General features: G+C 60.8%; 14 protein-coding genes. 7 read left to right on the top strand and 7 right to left on the bottom strand.

Features of this window, described 5'->3' with window-relative positions; all coding sequences use genetic code 11:
- Window positions 1–2 precede the first annotated feature (2 nt).
- The 4 genes from DLD99_RS20570 to DLD99_RS20555 all read right to left on the bottom strand — a co-directional run bounded on the left by DLD99_RS20570 (window position 3) and on the right by DLD99_RS20555 (window position 5,162).
- Window positions 3–230 (bottom strand): YheU family protein, encoded by a 228-nt coding sequence (locus DLD99_RS20570; protein ID WP_046071876.1) that lies wholly within the window; start codon window positions 228–230, stop codon window positions 3–5.
- A 59-nt stretch (window positions 231–289) separates the two neighbouring features.
- Window positions 290–1,480 (bottom strand): osmoprotectant NAGGN system M42 family peptidase, encoded by a 1,191-nt coding sequence (locus DLD99_RS20565; RefSeq protein ID WP_085710892.1) that lies wholly within the window; start codon window positions 1,478–1,480, stop codon window positions 290–292.
- A gap of 157 nt (window positions 1,481–1,637) precedes the next feature.
- Window positions 1,638–3,386 carry an N-acetylglutaminylglutamine synthetase gene (gene ngg, locus DLD99_RS20560; protein ID WP_114884689.1) on the bottom strand — a complete coding sequence of 583 codons (1,749 nt, stop codon included), beginning with the start codon at window positions 3,384–3,386 and terminating at the stop codon, window positions 1,638–1,640.
- A gap of 3 nt (window positions 3,387–3,389) precedes the next feature.
- A complete protein-coding gene (locus DLD99_RS20555; RefSeq protein WP_085710890.1) occupies window positions 3,390–5,162 on the bottom strand; it encodes an N-acetylglutaminylglutamine amidotransferase in 1,773 nt (590 codons plus the stop codon).
- Between the two features lie 296 nt (window positions 5,163–5,458).
- Between DLD99_RS20555 and DLD99_RS20550 the strand changes: the two genes are divergently transcribed.
- Window positions 5,459–10,294 (top strand): NEL-type E3 ubiquitin ligase domain-containing protein, encoded by a 4,836-nt coding sequence (locus tag DLD99_RS20550; protein ID WP_114884687.1) that lies wholly within the window; start codon window positions 5,459–5,461, stop codon window positions 10,292–10,294.
- Between the two features lie 14 nt (window positions 10,295–10,308).
- Here DLD99_RS20550 and mnmC read toward each other — a convergent pair whose 3' ends face one another.
- Window positions 10,309–12,288, bottom strand: coding sequence for a bifunctional tRNA (5-methylaminomethyl-2-thiouridine)(34)-methyltransferase MnmC2/FAD-dependent 5-carboxymethylaminomethyl-2-thiouridine(34) oxidoreductase MnmC1 (mnmC, locus tag DLD99_RS20545; RefSeq protein ID WP_114884686.1), 1,980 nt, complete (start codon window positions 12,286–12,288; stop codon window positions 10,309–10,311).
- Window positions 12,289–12,461: 173 nt separating this feature from the next.
- On the opposite strand from mnmC, the gene pap reads away from it, so the two are divergent.
- Together pap and DLD99_RS20535 are read left to right on the top strand one after the other, a co-directional pair.
- Complete coding sequence (gene pap / locus DLD99_RS20540) at window positions 12,462–13,976, top strand: polyphosphate:AMP phosphotransferase (RefSeq protein WP_085710838.1); 1,515 nt, start codon at window positions 12,462–12,464, stop codon at window positions 13,974–13,976.
- 101 nt (window positions 13,977–14,077) lie between these two features.
- Window positions 14,078–15,262 carry a thiolase family protein gene (locus DLD99_RS20535; RefSeq protein ID WP_114884684.1) on the top strand — a complete coding sequence of 395 codons (1,185 nt, stop codon included), beginning with the start codon at window positions 14,078–14,080 and terminating at the stop codon, window positions 15,260–15,262.
- Here DLD99_RS20535 and DLD99_RS20530 read toward each other — a convergent pair.
- Window positions 15,259–15,459: a DUF6316 family protein gene (locus DLD99_RS20530; protein ID WP_114884682.1), complete on the bottom strand. Its 201-nt coding sequence runs from the start codon at window positions 15,457–15,459 to the stop codon at window positions 15,259–15,261. The two genes, DLD99_RS20535 and DLD99_RS20530, sit on opposite strands and share 4 nt — an antisense overlap.
- A gap of 210 nt (window positions 15,460–15,669) precedes the next feature.
- Here DLD99_RS20530 and DLD99_RS20525 point away from each other — a divergent pair, with 210 nt between their 5' ends.
- Window positions 15,670–16,629 (top strand): DMT family transporter, encoded by a 960-nt coding sequence (locus DLD99_RS20525; RefSeq protein WP_114884680.1) that lies wholly within the window; start codon window positions 15,670–15,672, stop codon window positions 16,627–16,629.
- 36 nt (window positions 16,630–16,665) lie between these two features.
- On the opposite strand, the gene DLD99_RS20520 is transcribed toward DLD99_RS20525, so the two are convergent.
- Window positions 16,666–18,060, bottom strand: a complete 1,395-nt coding sequence (locus DLD99_RS20520; protein WP_085710834.1) for a class II fumarate hydratase — start codon at window positions 18,058–18,060, stop codon at window positions 16,666–16,668.
- Between the two features lie 193 nt (window positions 18,061–18,253).
- Between DLD99_RS20520 and DLD99_RS20515 the strand changes: the two genes are divergently transcribed.
- The 3 genes from DLD99_RS20515 to trhO all read left to right on the top strand — a co-directional run bounded on the left by DLD99_RS20515 (window position 18,254) and on the right by trhO (window position 20,143).
- Window positions 18,254–18,772 (top strand): DUF2059 domain-containing protein, encoded by a 519-nt coding sequence (locus tag DLD99_RS20515; protein WP_085710833.1) that lies wholly within the window; start codon window positions 18,254–18,256, stop codon window positions 18,770–18,772.
- Between the two features lie 12 nt (window positions 18,773–18,784).
- Window positions 18,785–19,084: a BolA family protein gene (locus DLD99_RS20510; protein ID WP_065257175.1), complete on the top strand. Its 300-nt coding sequence runs from the start codon at window positions 18,785–18,787 to the stop codon at window positions 19,082–19,084.
- A gap of 117 nt (window positions 19,085–19,201) precedes the next feature.
- Complete coding sequence (trhO, locus tag DLD99_RS20505) at window positions 19,202–20,143, top strand: oxygen-dependent tRNA uridine(34) hydroxylase TrhO (protein ID WP_114884678.1); 942 nt, start codon at window positions 19,202–19,204, stop codon at window positions 20,141–20,143.
- The last annotated feature ends 1 nt before the right edge of the window (window position 20,144 follow it).

The following is a 20,144-nucleotide window of genomic DNA, read 5'->3' as shown; positions in this document are numbered from 1 at the left end:
TTTCAGTCGAACAGGTGCTTGGGCACGTCGTGCTTGAGCATCAACTGGCATTGCTCGCTGTCCGGATCGAAGACGATCAGCGCCTGGCCTTTGGTCAGGGCCTGACGAACCCGCAATACGCGGGTTTCCAGCGGGGTGTCGTCACCGTTGTCGGTGCCGTCGCGGGTGACGAAGTCCTCGATCAGGCGGGTCAGGGTGTCGACTTCGAGCGCGTCGTGGGGAATCAGCATGGGCACCTCGGCTAAATCAATGTCGGGATGCTACGGCGAATGATCGCGGAGGGCCAGACTCAACTGTCCGAGCGTTGTCCCACCAGACTGTCCACGGACGGCACCCGGGTGTCGCTTTCCATTTGTGTCTCGTGTTCGATCTGGTGACTGAAGCGATCCAGTGACGCGTTAGCCGGTTGCGCATCGCTGGCGAACACCGGCGGGCTCAGGATGTACGCGCCCAGCAGACGACTGAGCGCAGCCAGGCTGTCGATGTGCGTGCGTTCGTAGCCGTGGGTCGCATCGCAGCCGAAGGCGAGCAGGGCGGTGCGAATGTCGTGGCCGGCGGTGACGGCCGAATGGGCGTCGCTGAAGTAATAGCGGAACAGGTCGCGACGCACCGGTAACTCGTTTTCGCCAGCCAGCCGCAGCAGGTGCCGCGACAGGTGATAGTCATACGGTCCGCCAGAGTCCTGCATCGCCACGCTCACCGCGTGCTCGCTGGAATGCTGGCCGGGCGCAACCGGCGCGATGTCGATCCCGACGAACTCGCTGACATCCCACGGCAAGGCCGCCGCCGCGCCGCTGCCGGTTTCCTCGGTGATGGTGAACAGCGGGTGACAATCGATCATCAACTCCTGACCGCTGTCGACGATCGCTTTCAACGCTGCGAGCAGCGCCGCGACCCCGGCCTTGTCATCGAGGTGACGGGCGCTGATATGGCCGCTTTCGGTGAACTCCGGCAGCGGATCGAACGCCACCACATCCCCCACGCAGATACCCAGCGAGTCGCAATCGGCGCGGGTCGCGCAGTAGGCATCCAGACGCAGTTCGACGTGATCCCAGCTGATCGGCATCTCGTCCACTGCGGTGTTGAAGGCGTGCCCGGAAGCCATCAGCGGCAACACGCTGCCACGGATCACGCCGTTGTCGGTGAACAGGCTGACGCGGCTGCCTTCGGCGAAACGGCTCGACCAGCAACCGACCGGCGCCAGGGTCAGACGGCCGTTGTCCTTCACCGCGCGCACGGCGGCACCGATGGTATCCAGGTGCGCCGATACGGCGCGGTCGGGGCTGTTTTTCTTGCCTTTGAGGGTGGCTCGGATCGTGCCGCGTCGGGTCATTTCAAAGGGAATGCCGAGCTCTTCCAGCCGCTCGGCAACGTAACGCACGATGGTGTCGGTGAACCCGGTAGGGCTGGGAATGGCGAGCATCTCCAGCAGGACTTTTTGCAGGTAGTTCAGATCCGGTTCGGGAATGTTCGTTGTCATGGAAACTCCTGATGAGTTGGGCGCATCGATGGTTTCGATGAGGGAAAATTGTGGTGTCTGGTCAGGCCTCTTCGCGATCAAGCTCGCTCCCACATAAACAGCGGTACCCTGTGGGAGCGAGCTTGCTCGCGAAGGCGTCAATACAGACACCGGGTAATCAAGAGACTGCCGGCTGACTGTGTGGAAACAACAGATCCACAAACCGCTCGGCCGTCGGCTGCGGCTCATGGTTGGCCAGGCCCGCCCGTTCGTTGGCTTCGATAAACACGTACTCCGGCTGATCGGCGGCGGGCACCATCAGGTCGAGCCCGACCATCGGAATGTCCAGTGCTCGCGCCGCCCGCACGGCGGCATCGACCAGGGTCGGATGCAGAATCGCCGTGACATCTTCCAGGGTGCCACCGGTGTGCAGGTTCGCCGTGCGCCGTACGAACAGATGCTCACCAGCTGGCAGGATGCTGCTGTAGTCATAACCTGCCGCGTGCAGGGTGCGCTGGGTTTCGTGGTCCAGCGGGATTTTACTTTCGCCGCTGGTGGCCGCTTGCCGGCGTCGGCTCTGGGCTTCGATCAGCGCGCCGATGGAGTGATGACCGTCACCGACCACCTCGGCCGGCCGGCGGATCGCGGCTGCGACTACGTCGAAACCGATCACCAGAATCCTCAGGTCGAGGCCTTCATGGAAACTTTCTAGCAGCACGCGGCTGTCGAACTGTTTCGCCGAATCGATCGCTTGCTGCACTTCTTCAATGCTTTGCAGGTCAACGGCCACGCCCTGACCTTGCTCGCCATCCAGCGGCTTGACCACCACCCGCTGATGCTCGTCGAGAAACGCCAGATTGTCGTCCGCGTTCGCCGCCAACTGCTGTGACGGCACATTCAACCCGGCGTTTTTCAGCACCTTGTGGGTCAGGCTCTTGTCCTGACACAGATTCATGCTGATGGCGCTGGTGAGGTCGCTCAGGGATTCGCGGCAACGCACCCGACGCCCGCCGTGGCTGAGGGTGAATAGCCCGGCATCGGCATCGTCCACTTGCACATCGATGCCACGTCGATGGGCTTCCTCGACGATGATCCGCGCGTAGGGATTGAAATCTGCCTCTGGTCCGGGACCGAGAAACAGCGGCTGATTGATGCCGTTCTTACGCTTGATGGCGAAGGTCGAGAGATTGCGAAAACCGAGTTTGGCGTAGAGGTTTTTTGCCTGACGGTTATCGTGCAGCACCGACAGGTCGAGGTAGCTCAAACCGCGGCTCATGAAGTGTTCGATCAGATGTCGCACCAGCACTTCACCGACCCCGGGACGCGAACACTGCGGATCGACCGCCAGGCACCACAGGCTGCTGCCGTTTTCCGGGTCGTTGTAAGCCTTCTGATGATTGAGCCCCATGACGCTGCCGATCACCGCGCCGCTGTCCTCGTCCTCGGCCAGCCAATACACCGGGCCGCCCTGATGGTGCGGAGTGAGCAAGGTGGCATCGATCGGCAGCATGCCGCGTGCCTGATACAGCTGATTGATCGACTGCCAGTCCTCTTCGCTTTGTGCGCGACGGATGCGGAAACCGCGAAACACCCGGGTTGCCTGACGATAATCGCTGAACCACAGGCGTAGGGTGTCCGATGGGTCGAGAAACAGCTGAGTCGGCTCCAGGCCGAGAATCTGCTGCGGCGCGGCCACGTACAGAGCGATATCGCGCTCGCCGGGCTGCTCGTTGAGCAACTCCCGGGCAAGACTGGCCGGATCGGGGAAGGTGTGGCCGATCAACAACCGGCCCCAGCCGCAATGCACGGCAATCGGCTCGGCACTCGGCTGGTTGCCGTCTTCGGCCAGACGCGCCTGCAAACGTTCATAGGACGGTGTCTGACCGCGCAGCAGCCGTTGGCTGTAAGCCGTGGCGTGAGGTTTCATCGATCAGATTCCTTGTTCGCTGAGCCACAGGTTCAACGCCGCCAGTTGCCACAGCTTGGAGCCGCGCAGCGGGGTCAACTGGCCTTGTGGATCGGTCAGCAATTTGTCGAGCATGGCGGGATTGAACAGGCCGCGATCCTGGCTCGGGTCGAGCAGCAGTTCGCGCACCCAGTTCAGGGTGTCGCCTTGCAGATGCTTGAGGCCGGGTACCGGGAAGTAGCCTTTTTTGCGGTCGATCACTTCGCTTGGAATGACCAGCCGTGCGGCTTCCTTCAAGACCTGCTTGCCGCCATCGGGCAGTTTGAATTTGCCCGGAACACGGGCCGACAATTCCACCAGTCGATAGTCGAGAAACGGCGTGCGCGCCTCCAGCCCCCAGGCCATGGTCATGTTGTCGACGCGTTTGACCGGGTCGTCCACCAGCATCACCGTGCTGTCCAGGCGCAGGGCCTTGTCCACTGCCGCATCGGCGCCGGGCTGTGCGAAATGTTCCTTCACGAAGTCGCCAGCAGCGTCATTGGCCGTCAGCCATTTCGGCTGCACCGTGGCGGCGTAATCGTCGTAGCTGCGGTCGAAAAACGCTTCGCGATACGCCGCGTACGGATCGGCCGCGCCGTCCACTTGCGGATACCAGTGATAACCGGCGAACAGTTCATCGGCACCCTGGCCGCTTTGCACCACCTTGCAGTGCTTGGCCACTTCGCGGGACAGCAGGTAGAAGGCGATGCAGTCATGGCTGACCATCGGCTCGCTCATGGCGCGGAAGGCGGCAGGCAGTTGCTCGATGATCTCTTTTTCGTCGATACGCAGTTGGTGGTGCCGGGTGCCGTAGTGTTTGGCGATCAGGTCGGAATACTGGAATTCGTCACCACGTTCACCACCGGCATCCTGGAAACCGATGGAAAAGGTCGACAGGTTCTCCACGCCGACTTCACGCAGCAGGCCGACGAGCATGCTCGAATCGACACCACCGGAAAGCAGTACGCCGACATCCACCGCCGCCCGCTGACGGATCGCCACGGCTTCGCGGGTGCTGTCGAGTACGCGGTCGCGCCAGTCTTCCAGAGTCAGGTTTTTCTCGTCGTCGTGTGGTCCGTAGGGCAGGGTCCACCAGGTTTTCTGCTCGGTGGTGCCGTCCGCTTCAATGCGCATCCAGCTCGCTGGCGGCAGCTTTTCGATGCCCGCCAGCAAAGTGCGCGGCGCCGGCACCACGGCGTGGAAATTCAGGTAATGGTTGAGCGCTACCGGATCGAGGATCGGGTTGATGTCGCCGCCCTTGAGCAGCGCCGGCAGGGCCGAGGCAAAACGCAGGCGCTGGCCGGTGCGCGACAGGTACAGCGGCTTGACACCGAGACGGTCGCGGGCAATGAACAGACGTTGGGCATCACGCTCCCAGATGGCGAAGGCAAACATGCCGTTGAGTTTCGGCAGCAGCGCTTCGCCCCAGGCGTGATAGCCCTTGAGCAGCACTTCGGTGTCGCCGCCGGAGTAGAACGCATAACCGAGCGCTTCGAGTTCGGCGCGCAGCTCCGGGAAATTGTAGATCGCGCCATTGAAGGCCAGGGACAGGCCCAGTTGACTGTCGATCATCGGCTGCGCCGAACCGTCCGACAGGTCCATGATTTTCAGGCGTCGATGGCCCAGGGCAATCGGCCCCTGGGCATGAAAACCCCACGCATCCGGGCCGCGAGGCGCCAGGTGATGGGTGATTCGCTCGATGGCTGCAAGGTCTGCAGGTTGTTGATCAAAACGTAACTCGCCAGCTAATCCGCACATAAAGTCCTTACCGGTTTTTCCGTTGGGGAGGGTGTCGCTGAACCGTGCCGAAATGGCCGGTACCCAGAAACTGACCCGGCTCGGATGTGGGAGTTTTAGAACGATCGGTTATAAGGGCGTCGGTCTGACCGGTGGGCCGTTAGCATCCTGCGAGAAGTCAGAGGTAGTAGATAAGTATTCAAAACATGAGGATTGCTGCTGGTTTGCTGGCTTGAACGGGCAGTTATCCGTGTTTTTTATTCGTCGCCGGGATCGATAAGGTGAAGGGACTCAACCGCAATAAAGGAATATTGCCCATGCCCGCGACACCGGACTCGTCCACATCGATCACCCTCACGGATAAACAGAAACTGAGCTTTCTGCTGGAGGCCACAGGCGATCTGGACACCGCCCAGACCTTGCAGAAAACCCTGCCCCCCGCATTGCTCAAGGCCAGCGCCGACACACTGGCGGCACTGGAAAAGACCTCGCGTGACTTGCACGTGACCCAGACGCTAGTCGAATCGGATTTGAGCCGGCTGCAATCGCTCAAGCATTTTTGCATCGAACAATTGAACTGCGCCCTGACTGCGCGTTGGCCGGCCGTATTCGATGTCGAGAAAGACTATCTGGAGTTGCCGGGAAGCTATTGCGGGTGCGAGGCAGTGACCCCGCCCGGAGGTGGAGAGAAGGTCATTCCGCCCGCTACACCCACGCTGCTGGAAGCCGCGATGCAGAACTTCACGGAAGACGAGGCGCAAGCCGATTACTTTCCCGAAGGCAGCTTCGTGCGGATTGCCAGCAAACCTGACGGCGTTCCCGGACTGACACCCACTGCGTTCGCCGCATTTTGCCGGGAGCTGGACCTGGGCCGGCTGTATCAGGAGCATTTTCAGCAGGTGTTCGGGGTCAGAGTGGTCAATGGTAATCGGGTCGCCACCGGGCCGATGGTCCGCAATATCTCGGTGATGAAAAAGCAGATGTTGCAACTGGACCTGCACATGGCGCTGATGAAGGAGCACGTTTCCCCGGAAGGCTTCCTGACGGTTCAACGTTTGATCGATGCTGCAGGCGTCGCCAGTGTCCCAGGTCTTCACTATCAGGGCAGACCGCTGATCATGCAGGGCATTGAATTGCTCGGCAGCTGCATCTGGGGCGTCGTGGTGTTTTCCGAACGTTCGGTGGAGCTGGATCCGGATCAGTGGTGTCTGGTGTACATGCCCGGAGAACCCGATCAGCCACTGTCCGAGTACGCCAGCTTTACGGCATTCATCGCTTTTCTGGAATTTAAACTGGGGGTGGGCAGTTACAAGAGTTACTTCACCCACTGCATCGGCGAAGTCGACAAGGTCGATTTTTTCAAGACATTCGCCGATACCGGTAGTCTGGGGCAGGTCAAACAGCTGGAGATGACCGATCCGCTGTTCGACTTCATGCTCAAGAGCCATGTCGGCAAGCTGCAACTCGATGCCCGTGCGCTCGCCGTACCAACTGCCGATGTCGATGAGGAAGAGCGCAAGAAGCGATTGATTCAATACCTGGAAATCGGTTTGACGATCGCCAACGTGGCGGGGTTCGTCGTTCCGGTTTTGGGGCAATTGATGATGGGCGTCGCGATCGGACAGATGCTCGCCGAGGTGTACGAAGGGATTGAGGACTGGAGTCGTGGCGACCGTCAGGAAGCGTTTTCGCACCTGCTTAGCGTTGCCGAGAACATTGTGCTGATGGCAGCCGTGGGGGCCGGGATCAAGGGGGTGAAATCCCTGGTGATCAAGACGGTACGCCAACACCCGGATTTTTTTCAGCCCTTCACCACGATACTCGATCGTCAGGGCCAGGCCCGGTTATGGAAACCGGACCTGCGCGCATATGCACAACCATTGACCACCACGGCGGCGCCTGATGCGCAGGGATTTTACCGGGTCGACGGCAAGGTTTTTGTCCAACTCGACCAACATTTTTACGAAGTGGCACAGGAGGCGGCCAGCAACACCTTGCGTATCCAGCATCCTGTCCGTCCTGGTGCCTACGCACCTGTACTTGAACACAACAACCATGGAGGCTGGCGCCACGCTTTCGAACACGCCGAAAACTGGAGCGCTGCCTACCTGGTAAAACGCATCGATCCAGGTCTGACGGCTTTCGACGACAGTCGTCTTGAGATGATTCGACAGCTGACGGACACCCATTCGGACGAGTTGCAGCGACTGTTCGAGAACAACTTGCCACTGCCCGTCCGATTACGCGACGCGCTCGAGCAAGTAAGGCTTGAGCGCCAATTGCGTGATTTCATTGCCGCAATGGAGGCAGGCGAAGCGGTCGATACCCGTTACACCGAGGAGCAGATGCATGCGTTGCCTCACCTCGCAAACTGGCCCACTGATCGCTACATCAAGGTCGTTGACGAGCATGGCCGTATCACAACGACCTTTCCTCCCGATGTAATTGACGATGACACGGTGAGCGTCATTGTGACCCACGCTCAACTGGAAAAGGGCGAGCTGTTACAGACGGTCATCAACGGTTTGTACCCCCAGGAAGTGGAGACGCTGGTCGGCGCAAATGTTGCCCCGGCCGATGCTGGCACACAGTTGGCCAAAGTGATCGGGGCCACGGTCAAGGCTGATCGCAGGTCGACCTTCGATCACCTCTACCGGCGATACGATCGAGCTGTCGCCGGCGAGTTGCTCAAGATTCGCAACGCTTATCCCGATCTGCCGGGGCGGTATGCGCGTGAATTGCTCAAGCGAACGCCAAGCGTCGAACGGATGCACCTGCGCAGTACCGGGCGGGTACCCATGGGGCTGGCAGAACGTGTACGCGCGGCTTCGAGTGATGTGCGTGTGGATCGGGCGTTGACCGGGTTTTACCTGGCTGATATTGCCGGTGCCGATACCACGAAGCTGGCGATCCGGTTGTTACCCCGGCTCAGCGGATGGGATTCTGAGTTCTACCTGGAGGTGCGGGCAAAAAAACTGAACGGAGACTTGTTGGAAACGCTGGGCGAGAAACCGCTCGTGACGTCGAGTTCATGCACGCTGGTCAGGCTCGACAACGGTTACGAAGTGTTCGGCAGTGACAGGAAATCCCTCGGTCATGTGGCGTCCGGTCCGGAAAGTCTCTATCACGCGATCCTCAAGGGGCTTTCGTTGCGCCAGCGCAAGGCCATCGGGTTTGCGGAACCGAAGGCGGACGATGGTTGGCGTCTGCGACTCAAACTCCTGGACAGTGCGCTGGACGAACGCGAAGGCTGTGCCCGGATCCTGGCAGGTGAGCCGCTGCAACCGGCCATCCCCGAACCTGTGTGTACGCTTGCCGATTCTCCTGTCGAGCCAGTAACGCACTCGCGCCGATTGCTGCGCAAAGTCAAATGGATCTATCCCTCTTTTTCGGACGTACAGGCCAGGGAGTTTCTTGATCAGTTGGGCGGTGACCATCTGACCAGAGCGATACGGGTCCGACAGCTGCAAGAGGATCTGAGCCGGCTCCGGGATGTGCTGGACACCTGGAGCGAGGACGAAGTGGCCATGAGTGCCTTGGGGGGCTTGCTGTATGACGTTCATGATTGCCGGCAAATCGTGGCCGACGAGATCGAGGACTGCTTCAGGCGGCGGGTTTTCCAGAGCGATGAGTTTGGGCACCGGGTATACGGTTTGAACCTTGACGGCATGCGATTCGGCAAGCTGCCGATCCTGCCGGTCGGACTGACCTTCGACCATGTCAGGTATCTGTCTCTGCAAAACATGCAGCTGGACAACGATGTGGCCTACTTTCTGAAAGCCTTCAAGCAGGTCGAGACCCTGGCACTGGACAGCAATCAGCTTACCTTGCTGCCTGAGATCATTTCGCATATGCCGAACCTCAAGCACCTGAGCATGGGAAACAATCGGATCCAGTTGACGGAGCATTCGCTGGTGAAGTTGTCCAGATTGCGCACGCTGCAAAGCCTGGACCTGAGCGGAAACCGCCTGGGAGCGACAGTAGATGTTGGCAAGCTGTTCGACCTGAACCACCTTTTCCTGCGCAACACCCGTGCCACCGAGCTGCCGAAGGGATTGCAGTATCTGCTCAATCTGAAACGGGTGGATCTGCGTGACAACGATATTCGAGATCTGCCCGACTGGCTCTTTGGAACGCCCAGGCACTTCAGTGAAACGATCAATCTGCGTAACAACCCGATATCCGATGTCAGCAAACTCCACCTTGACTCGTACCGCAAGACCGTGGGTATTGGCATGGGCTATCTGGAAAACGACATCGCTCGACTCGACGAGAACCTGGCGCGTTCGATCTGGTTGACTGAAACAGGTGGGAGTGTGGGTTCACGGCGCCTGCACACGTGGACCGCAATCAAGGATGACCCCATGGCCGAAGGTCTGTTTCAGCTATTGGCCGAGCTGGGCAATACTGCCGAGTCCGCACACGTGCGTGAAGACATGATGCGTCGGGTCTGGACGGTTCTGGAGGCAACGCAGGCCGATGCCGAACTGCGGCGACAGATTTTCGATCTGGCGGCCAACCCGATCAACTGCACGGACAATGCGGCGCTGAACTTCAGTCATCTGGAAGTCGCCGTGCAGGTTCACCGTGTGACCCGCGTTTCCGCAGGCCGACAACCTTCGGCGATATCGCTGATCAAACTTGCAAGAGGGCTGTTTCGTCTCGACCAACTGGACAGGATTGCAACGGAACATACGGAGGCGCATGCGTCACCGGATCCCCTGGAGGTGGCTCTGGCCTATCGTTCCGGGCTGGCGGAGGCTCTCGAACTTCCGGGGCAACCCTCGCACATGCGCTACGCCTCAATTGCAGAGGTGACAGGGGCGGATCTGATAGAGGCCATCGATAGAATCCAGACTGCCGAGCTGTCTGCAGACTGGTTGAAGTTTCTGGTTCGTCAACCATTCTGGAGCGAGTACGTGAAAAGCAGCTTCGCACAGCAGTTCGACGAGGCCCGCGCACCTCACGACGAGGAGGCCCTGGCGTTATTCGAAAAGGCTGAAGAGCTCAGCTCTGCCGACTACCTGAGCGAAATGAATCAGTGCGCCACCCGACGGGAGCAAACTGAAGGTGCCTTGCTCGAGCGATTGACCGAGCAGGTGATGAAGCTGGTTGAGGGCAACACCTGCCTGTTGCCCGAGGGAGGATCCTGATCGGTGCTCGCAGGTCATTTACCCCGAATCAGCCGACGCAATGCAAACCGGTTGGGATGACACGCTTCAGCCACACTTCTGGGCAGGGGCAGCGGTTCGTTGTCCAGCCAGGCTGCCAGCAACTCGCCCGACAATGGCGCGGTGATCAACCCGCGTGAACCGTGGCCGCTGTTGACGTACAGGCCGTCCAGCCACGGGCAGGCGAAGTCCGGCACTTGTCGGGCATCCTTGCCCAGGACTGCATAGGTTTGATCAAAGGCTTCGCGGTCGGCGAGCGGGCCGACGATCGGCAGATAGTCAGGACTGGTGCAGCGGAATGCGGCACGTCCTTCAAGGTGTTCGGGATCCTGATCCTTGATCTGCAGGCGCAAGACCAGGTCGTCGGAGATTTCTTCGAGCATCGCCAGATTGCCCAGGTGCTCGGCGGTGGTCGGGGTCAGGTCGTCGTTGTTGAAGTCGAAGCTGGCACCCAGGGTGTGTTCACCCAAGCGTGCGGGGGCCACATAACCCTCAGCGCAGACCACCGTTGCCAGTGCCTGGCTGTCTTCGGTCTGTGCCAGACGGGTGATCTGCCCGCGAATACGCTTGAGCGGCAGTTCGGCGCTCTGCGCAAACCGTTTGATCTCGGCAGCGCCGGCCAGCACCACGACGGGCGCCGTTGCGATCATTCGGTCACCGTCGAAAGCTTGCCACTGGCCGTCGACCTTGCGCAGCTCGACAGCGTCCTGATGAATCAGCAACGTGACGCCCGGCTGTGCCGATTGCGCCTGACACAACGCAGGCGGATGCACCCAGCCACCTTCGGGGTAATACAAACCGCCGTGGGCCAGACCGATCCCGGCGCGGGTCTGGGCCTCCGGCTGATCGAGCCACTGCAGAAGGTCTTCGGGAAATGCGGCCGCCAGTTGCGTCTGACGTTCGCGTTCCTTTTCATTGAATGCCAGTTGCAGCACGCCGCAGTCATCCCAGTCGGTGCCGCGCTGCAGGGTTTCCAGCAGGCGACGGGTATAGCCGAAACCGCTGACGATCAACTGCGACAGTGCGGTGCCGTGGGCGGACAGTTTCAGGTACAGCACGCCTTGCGGATTGCCCGAGGCTTCCTGCGCCACCGCCGCATGCCGTTCCAGCAGATTGACCTGCCAACCCCGCGCCGCGAGGCTGGCGGCCGTGGCGCAACCGGCCAGGCCGGCGCCGATCACCAGAGCACGACGCTCTCCCGTGACAGGTGCCGGACGGGCGAACCACGGTTTGTCCGCGGCGGGTAACGGCACATCCTCCGGCCAGCCGAGAAACTCGCCACGCAGGATTTCCCATTTGTGGCCGATGCCCGGCGTGCGCTTCATCTTGAACCCGGCAGCGTTGAGCAGGCGTCGCACCCAGCCGGTGCTGGTGAACGTGCTGATGGTCGAACCGGGCGCCGCCAGCCGCGCCAGTTCGGCGAACAGTTCGGCGGTCCACATTTCGGGGTTTTTCGCCGGGGCGAAACCGTCGAGAAACCACGCATCGATCTGGCCGTCCAGTTGCGGCAGCTGCTCCAGCGCATCGCCGATCAGCAGCGTCAGGGTCACGCGACCGTTATCCAGAACAATGCGCTGGAAGCCCTGATGGATTGCCACGTAATGCTTGAGCAGTTGATCGGACAGCGGCTTGAGATCCGGCCACAACGCCAGCGCCCGTTGCAGGTCGGCAGGACTCAGCGGGTACTTTTCCACGCTGACGAAATGCAGCCGCGCACCGGCCACTGCATGCTGTTCGAACAACTGCCAGGTGCAGAGAAAATTCAGCCCGGTGCCGAAGCCGGTTTCACCGATCACCAGTCGCCCGCCCGCCGGCAACGCGGCGAAGCGTTCAGCCAGTCGATTCTGTTCAAGGAACACGTAGCGGGTTTCATCCAGCCCCGACTGGTCGGAAAAATACACATCGTCGAACACTCGCGAACGCGGGCGTCCCTGGTCATCCCAGTCGAGTTGGGCGTGGGGCATTACAGGTTTCATGGCAGGCTCGGCAACGGCAAGGCGGCCATTCTAGCCGATCACGCGGGCGGCGCTTGATCCATGGCAAGCCTTGCCGCTGATGACTCAAGGACAATCCGCCCCCGGCGGGAATTTCTGTGCCGTGTCTGTGCCCAATCCGCTAGTCTTGCTGAATCCTGGAAGGAGCCGTCCCTATGTTCGAATCCGCTGAAATCGGTCACGCCATCGACAAAGAAACCTACGACGCCGCCGTACCCGCGCTGCGTGAAGCACTGCTGGAAGTCCAGTTCGAGTTGCAGCAGCAAAAGCGTTTTCCGGTGATCATTTTGATCAACGGCATCGAAGGCGCCGGCAAGGGCGAGACGGTGAAACTGCTCAACGAATGGATGGACCCGCGCCTGATTGAAGTGCGTACCTTCGACCAGCAGACCGACGAAGAACTGGCGCGACCACCGGCCTGGCGTTACTGGCGGATGCTGCCGGCCAAGGGGCGCATGGGGATTTTCTTTGGTAACTGGTACAGCCAGATGCTGCAGGGCCGGGTGCACGGTTTGTTCAAGGATCCGCGACTGGATCAGGCCATCGCCGGTGCAGAACGGCTGGAAAAAATGCTGTGTGATGAAGGCGCACTGATCTTCAAGTTCTGGTTCCATCTGTCCAAGAAACAGATGAAGGCGCGGCTCAAGGCGTTGGCCGACGATCCGTTGCACAGCTGGCGGATCAGCCCGCTGGACTGGCAGCAATCTGAGACCTACGACAAGTTCGTCAAGTACGGCGAGCGTGTGTTGCGTCGCACCAGCCGCGATTACGCGCCGTGGCATGTCATCGAAGGGGTGGACGCGCATTACCGTAGCCTGACCGTGGGCAAGATCCTGCTCGAAGGCCTGCAAAATGCGCTGAAACGTCCGGACGTGCATTCGAACGCTGTCAGTGCCCAGCCGTTGGGCACATCGGTGGATCAGTTGAATCTGCTCGACAGCCTCAACCTGAACCAGAACCTGGACAAAAAGGATTACGAAGAGCAACTGATTACCGAGCAGGCGCGGCTGTCCGGGCTGATGCGTGACAAGCGCATGCGCCGTCATGCCTTGGTGGCGGTGTTCGAAGGCAACGATGCGGCGGGCAAGGGCGGAGCGATTCGCCGGGTTGCGGCGGCGCTCGATCCGCGTCAGTACAACATCGTGCCGATTGCCGCGCCGACCGAAGAGGAACGGGCGCAGCCGTACCTGTGGCGTTTCTGGCGGCACATTCCGGCCCGGGGCAAGTTCACCGTGTTCGACCGCTCCTGGTACGGCCGGGTGCTGGTAGAGCGGATCGAAGGCTTTTGCAGCACGGCCGACTGGATGCGTGCCTACGGTGAAATCAACGATTTCGAAGAGCAGCTCGCCGACGCCGGAGTGATCGTGGTCAAGTTCTGGCTGGCCATCGACAAGGACACGCAGATGGAGCGTTTCCAGGCCCGCGAGGAAATCCCGTTCAAGCGTTTCAAGATCACCGAGGACGACTGGCGCAACCGCGACAAGTGGGACGCCTACCGTGCGGCGGTGGGGGACATGGTCGATCGCACCAGCACCGAAATCTCACCGTGGACACTGGTTGAAGCCAATGACAAGCGCTGGGCCCGGGTCAAGGTGCTGCGCACGATCAATCGCGCGCTGGAAGAAGCCTTCGAGAAATCCGACAAGAAGGAAAAGAAGCACAAGGACTGACCGATGGGCACGCATACGCGAGGTGAATGATTGTCGCGGTCGGCGATGGGGTGGACTTATGCTCGGTCCACTCTCAACCGACTACAACAATGAGGTATGCCATGCGTGAAGTGGTGATCGTCGACAGCGTGCGGACTGGCTTGGCCAAGTCCTTTCGCGGCAAGTTCAACCAGACCCGCCCCGATGACATGGCGGCCCATTGCGTGAATGCGTTGCTCTCGCGCAACGACGTCGATCCGGCCAGCGTCGAGGACTGCATCGTCGGTGCCGGCTCCAACGAAGGCGCCCAGGGCTACAACATTGGCCGTAACGTGGCGGTGCTCTCGCAACTGGGCACCGGCACGGCGGGCATGACCCTCAACCGTTTCTGCTCTTCGGGTCTGCAGGCGATTGCGATTGCCGCGAACCAGATCGCTTCGGGTTGCAGCGACATCATTGTCGCTGGCGGCGTCGAGTCGATCAGCCTGACGCTGAAAAGCGTCAACACCGATCATCTGATCAACCCATTGCTCAAGCAGCAGACCCCGGGCATCTACTACACCATGGGCCAGACCGCCGAGGTCGTGGCGCGTCGTTATGGTGTCAGCCGCGAGGCACAGGATCGTTATTCGCTGCAAAGTCAGATCCGCACCGCTCAGGCGCAGGCAGCCGGTCTGTTCAATGACGAAATCGTGCCGATGGCGGTGAAATACCGGGTCGAGGACAAGAATAGCGGTGAAGTGCAGATCCTCGACGGCATCGTCGATCGCGATGACTGCAACCGCCCGGATACCACCTATGAAAGCCTCGCCGGATTGAAACCGGTGTTCGCCGAGGATGGTTCGGTGACGGCAGGCAACTCGTCGCAGCTGTCCGACGGCGCCTCGATGACGCTGGTGATGAGCCTGGAAAAAGCCCTGCAACTGGGGCTCAAGCCGAAAGCGTTTTTCCGTGGGTTTACCGTGGCCGGTTGCGAGCCGGACGAGATGGGCATCGGCCCGGTGTTCTCGGTGCCGAAGCTACTCAAGGCCAAAGGTTTGCAGGTAGCAGACATCGACCTGTGGGAACTGAACGAGGCGTTCGCCTCGCAGTGCCTGTACGCCCGTAATCGGCTGGAAATCGACAACGAGAAATACAACGTCAACGGCGGCTCGATTTCCATCGGCCATCCGTTCGGCATGACCGGGTCGCGGCAGGTCGGGCATCTGGTGCGCGAGTTGCAACGACGCAATCTGCGCTACGGGATCGTGACCATGTGCGTGGGCGGCGGGATGGGCGCAACGGGCTTGTTCGAAGCGGTGCGCTAAGTCCGGTTGCCGGAATCCAGCAATTGCATCCGCGCGATGTACGCGCGGATTTCCTGCTCGGCTTTCTCGGGGCTGTCGAACGGCCCTTCGAGGGTGTTCTCGCGGGTACTGAAAAACAGTTCGCCATTGACCCGACACACCCGGTCGCTGCGAAAGTGCGTGGCGGGGGCGGTGTCCTGGGCGCGCATTCCGAACATGATCGATCTCCTTGAGCGCTGCGCTGAATGGGATCCAAAGAGCTTATGCCTGAACCACTTGCAGCGCTTCGCCAGCCGATCAACGGCAGCACGTCAATTTAATGCTGCGACCTGCACAGTTTCATTTGCGGCTTGAGCGCAACTGTCCCTGTGTCGCGCTTGCCGCTGCGCCTAGAATGAGCGCTCCTGTCATTGGCTTTCGGGGTTCTCATGCACGTTTCATCGGGTCGCTGGGTATACGGCATGTTCCTGGCCTTGTTGACCGCGTTCTTGTGGGGAATCCTGCCGATCAAGCTCAAACAGGTGCTGCAGGTGATGGACCCGATCACGGTGACCTGGTTTCGCCTGACGGTGTCCGGCGGCTGCCTGTTCATTTATCTGGCGACGACAAAACGCTTGCCGAGTCGCAAGTTGCTCGGGCCGAAGGGCGGCTGGCTGGTGCTGATGGCGGTGCTCGGTCTGGTGGGCAACTATGTGCTGTACCTGATGGGCCTGAACCTGCTCAGTCCCGGCACCGCGCAACTGGTGGTGCAGATGGGGCCTATCATGCTGCTGATTGCCAGTCTGTTCGTGTTCAAGGAGCGCTTCAGTATTGGTCAGGGCATTGGCCTGGCGGTGTTGCTGATAGGCTTCACGCTGTTTTTCAATCAGCGTCTGGCGGAATTGCTTACGTCTTTGTCCGATTACACCGCCGGCGTGTTGCTGGTGCTGCTGGCCTCGACCGTCTGGACGTTCTATGCGCTGGGCCAGAAGCAATTGCTGACGGTGTGGAATTCGTTGCAGGTGATGATGGTGATCTACCTGTTCTGCGCCTTGCTGCTGACGCCGTGGGTTCATCCGCTCGAAGCGCTTGAGTTGAGCCCGTTGCAGGGCTGGCTGTTGCTGGCGTGCTGCATGAACACCCTGATCGCCTATGGCGCGTTTGCCGAAGCACTGGCGCATTGGGAGGCCTCGCGGGTCAGTGCGACGCTGGCGATTACGCCGCTGGTGACCTTCGGTGCCGTGGCGATTGCCGCATGGACCTGGCCGGACTACGTGCACGCCGAGCAGATCAACGGTCTGGGTTATGGCGGGGCGGTGCTGGTGGTGCTGGGTTCGGCGCTGGTGGCACTGGGGCCTTCGTTGATTGCCGGGCTCAAGGCCCGGCGGGCGAAACTGTTGGTCGGATGACCTTCCCGCGCCGGGCACGGGAAGGATCGGGATGACTCAGCCCTTGGCGCCGGCCTCGATCATGTTTTCCGGGCGCACCCAGGCATCGAACTCTTCATCGGTCAGATAGCCCAGCTCCAGCGCTGCCTCGCGCAAGGTTTTGCCTTCGCTGTAGGCCTTCTTGGCGATTTCCGCCGATTTGTCGTAGCCGATGTGCGGGTTCAGCGCCGTCACCAGCATCAGACCGCGCTCCAGATGTTTCGCCATGACTTCGGCATCCGGCTCCAGCCCGGCGATGCAGTGCTGCTGGAAGTTGCTGCAGCCATCGGCCAGCAGGCGGATCGATTGCAGCAGGTTGTGGATGATCACCGGTTTGAACACGTTCAACTGCAAGTGACCCTGACTGGCGGCGAAACCGATCGCCACGTCGTTGCCCAGCACCTGGCAGGCCAGCATCGACAGCGCTTCGCACTGGGTCGGGTTGACCTTGCCGGGCATGATCGAGCTGCCCGGCTCGTTGGCCGGCAACTTCACTTCGGCAAAACCTGCGCGGGGGCCGGAGCCCAGCAGGCGCAGGTCGTTGGCGATTTTCATCAGCGCCACGGCGAGGGTTTTCAGGGCGCCGGACAGCGTGGTCAGTGGCTCATGGCCGGCGAGGGCGGCGAATTTGTTCGGCGCGGTGACGAACGGCAGGCCGGAAAGTGCAGCCAGCTCGGCAGCAATCGCTTCGCCGAAACCGTGGGGCGAGTTGAGTCCGGTGCCGACGGCGGTGCCGCCCTGAGCCAGTTCGCACACCGCCGGCAATGCGGCGCGGATCGCCCGTTCGGCGTAATCCAGCTGCGCTATGAAACCGGAGAGTTCCTGGCCGAAGGTGATCGGCGTGGCATCCATCATGTGGGTGCGACCGGTCTTCACCAGCTTCATGTGCCGCGCCGACAGTTCGGCCAGGCCACCCGACAACTCGGCGATGGCCGGCAGCAGTTGAGTCTGCACTGCTTGCGCAGTGGCGATGCTCATGGCGGTGGGGAAGCAGTCGTTGGAGCTCTGCGAGCGGTTGACGTGATCGTTCGGGTGCACTGGCGTCTTGCCGCCGCGGGGGTTGCCGGCCAGTTCGTTGGCGCGACCGGCAATCACTTCGTTGGCGTTCATGTTGCTCTGGGTGCCGCTGCCGGTCTGCCAGACCACCAGCGGGAACTGGTCGTCATGCTGGCCGTCGAGCACTTCGTCGGCGGCCTGTTCGATCAGGCGGGCGATGTCGGCGGGCAGGTCGCCGTTGCGGTCGTTGACCCGGGCCGCGGCTTTCTTGATCAGTGCCAGGGCATGCAGGACCGGCAATGGCATGCGTTCCTGACCGATGGCGAAGTTGATCAGCGAGCGTTGCGTCTGAGCGCCCCAGTAAGCGTCGTCCGGGACTTCGATCTGGCCCAGGCTGTCGGTTTCGATACGGCTCATCGTGCACACTCCTGTTGGTCTGTTTGCGCAGTTTAGGCCGGTGTCGGCCCGGGTGGTTCCCTCCATTCGATTGTTGACCGGCAAATCCCCGCCAATCAAGCGCGGCAAGGCCCAGGGGTTGAGCCGCAGCGTTATTCAGGCGCAGAATGGTCGCCCTTGGGGTTTTACCTCGCCTAGCTGAAAAGGAAACTCGATGACTCGTCTTCGTGCCATCTGCACCGCGGTTGCCCTGGTTTGCGCCAGCGGCCAGGTGCTTGCCGATACCGCCAGCCACAACGCCAGTGCCGAAGCTTTCCTGACCCTGGCGCACGCTGACAAGCTGGGCACTCCGGTGTACATGCAAGTGCAGCAGATGTTCGCCCAGCGTTTTGAACAGACCAAGGCTCCGGAATCCAAGAAAGCCGTACTGGATACCTACCAGGCCAAGGCCAACGCCGCCCTGGACCAGGCCATTGGCTGGAACAAGCTGAAACCGGACATGGTCAAGCTCTACACCAGCAACTTCAGCGAACAGGAGCTCAAAGACCTGGTCGCGTTCTACCAGTCGCCACTGGGCAAGAAAGTCCTGGAAAAAATGCCGCAGCTGACCCAGCAATCGGCCCAGATGACCCAGGCCAAACTGGAACCTGCCGTTCCTGTGGTCAACAAGCTGCTGGACGACATGACCAACGAGCTGGCACCGAAAGGCGCGGCTCCGGCCAAGAAGAAGTAAGCGGAGTTCGTGATGACCATGCAACAACGCATCGAATCGACGCTGGCGCTGCTTCAGCCTGAGCATCTGCAGGTACTGGACGAAAGCCACATGCACAGTCGCGGGTTGCAGACCCACTTCAAGGCAGTGGTGGTCAGTGCGCAGTTCGAAGGCCTGAACCGGGTCAAGCGCCACCAGAAAGTCTACGGCACGCTCGGCGAGCTGATGGGCGAGTTCCATGCGTTGGCGCTGCACACCTACACCCCGCAGGAATGGGCAGAAGTGGGCGCCGCTCCGGCGTCGCCGACCTGTGCCGGCGGCAGCAAGCATTGAGCCTTGCAGCAATGAACTGAGGTTTTTTGCTAGAATCCGCAACGCGCCGCTCACCCGGCGCGTTTTTTTTCGCATCCGGTTCACCCTTTACGAGGGTAGCCACCTGGAGAAACACCCATGACACAACCGATTGTCGTGGCGGCACTGTACAAGTTCGTCACCCTCGAAGATTACGTCAACCTGCGCGAGCCCCTGCTGCAAGCGATGGTCGACAACGGCATCAAAGGCACCCTGCTGATCGCCGAAGAAGGCATCAACGGCACGGTTTCCGGCAGCCGTGAAGGCATCGACGGCCTGCTGGCCTGGCTGCGCAACGATCCGCGCATGGTCGATATCGACCACAAGGAATCGTACTGCGACGAGCAGCCGTTCTACCGCACCAAAGTCAAGCTCAAGAAAGAGATCGTGACCCTGGGCGTCGAAGGCGTCGACCCGAACAAGAAGGTCGGCACCTACGTCGAGCCGCAGGACTGGAACGCGCTGATCAGCGATCCGGAAGTGCTGCTGATCGACACCCGCAACGATTACGAAGTGTCGATCGGCACCTTCGAAGGCGCCATCGATCCGAAAACCACCAGTTTTCGCGAATTCCCCGACTACATCAAAGAACACTTCGACCCGGCCGTGCACAAGAAGGTCGCGATGTTCTGCACCGGTGGCATCCGCTGCGAAAAAGCCTCGAGCTACATGCTCGGCGAAGGTTTCGAAGAGGTTTACCACCTCAAGGGCGGCATTCTGAAGTACCTCGAAGAGGTGCCGCAGGAAGAGACCAAATGGCAGGGCGACTGCTTCGTGTTCGACAACCGCGTGACCGTGCGCCATGACCTGAGCGAAGGCGACTACGATCAGTGTCACGCCTGCCGTACACCGGTCAGCGTCGAGGATCGCGCCTCTGAGCATTACGTGGCCGGCATCAGCTGCCCGCACTGCTGGAACACGCTGAGCGAGAAGACCCGCCGCAGCGCCATCGACCGCCAGAAACAGATCGAACTGGCAAAAGCGCGCAACATGCCGCACCCGATCGGCTACAACTATAAGCAAGCATCCTCCGAGGCTTAAT

This window comes from Pseudomonas kribbensis, assembly GCF_003352185.1.
GTDB classification, from domain to species: domain Bacteria; phylum Pseudomonadota; class Gammaproteobacteria; order Pseudomonadales; family Pseudomonadaceae; genus Aquipseudomonas; species Aquipseudomonas kribbensis.
Note: the sequence above shows the minus strand (reverse complement) of the source record. Positions and strands in the feature narration are given on the sequence as shown.

What these genes read in the sequence shown, in the direction of transcription:
- DLD99_RS20565 (WP_085710892.1), bottom strand. Translation starts at nt 1,480, where the DNA reads ATGACAACGAACATTCCCGAACCGGATCTGAACTACCTGCAAAAAGTC.
- DLD99_RS20570 (WP_046071876.1), bottom strand. Translation starts at nt 230, where the DNA reads ATGCTGATTCCCCACGACGCGCTCGAAGTCGACACCCTGACCCGCCTG.
- DLD99_RS20550 (WP_114884687.1), top strand. Translation starts at nt 5,459, where the DNA reads ATGCCCGCGACACCGGACTCGTCCACATCGATCACCCTCACGGATAAA.
- ngg (WP_114884689.1), bottom strand. Translation starts at nt 3,386, where the DNA reads ATGAAACCTCACGCCACGGCTTACAGCCAACGGCTGCTGCGCGGTCAG.
- pap (WP_085710838.1), top strand. Translation starts at nt 12,462, where the DNA reads ATGTTCGAATCCGCTGAAATCGGTCACGCCATCGACAAAGAAACCTAC.
- DLD99_RS20525 (WP_114884680.1), top strand. Translation starts at nt 15,670, where the DNA reads ATGCACGTTTCATCGGGTCGCTGGGTATACGGCATGTTCCTGGCCTTG.
- DLD99_RS20510 (WP_065257175.1), top strand. Translation starts at nt 18,785, where the DNA reads ATGACCATGCAACAACGCATCGAATCGACGCTGGCGCTGCTTCAGCCT.
- DLD99_RS20520 (WP_085710834.1), bottom strand. Translation starts at nt 18,060, where the DNA reads ATGAGCCGTATCGAAACCGACAGCCTGGGCCAGATCGAAGTCCCGGAC.
- DLD99_RS20530 (WP_114884682.1), bottom strand. Translation starts at nt 15,459, where the DNA reads ATGTTCGGAATGCGCGCCCAGGACACCGCCCCCGCCACGCACTTTCGC.
- trhO (WP_114884678.1), top strand. Translation starts at nt 19,202, where the DNA reads ATGACACAACCGATTGTCGTGGCGGCACTGTACAAGTTCGTCACCCTC.
- mnmC (WP_114884686.1), bottom strand. Translation starts at nt 12,288, where the DNA reads ATGAAACCTGTAATGCCCCACGCCCAACTCGACTGGGATGACCAGGGA.
- DLD99_RS20555 (WP_085710890.1), bottom strand. Translation starts at nt 5,162, where the DNA reads ATGTGCGGATTAGCTGGCGAGTTACGTTTTGATCAACAACCTGCAGAC.
- DLD99_RS20535 (WP_114884684.1), top strand. Translation starts at nt 14,078, where the DNA reads ATGCGTGAAGTGGTGATCGTCGACAGCGTGCGGACTGGCTTGGCCAAG.
- DLD99_RS20515 (WP_085710833.1), top strand. Translation starts at nt 18,254, where the DNA reads ATGACTCGTCTTCGTGCCATCTGCACCGCGGTTGCCCTGGTTTGCGCC.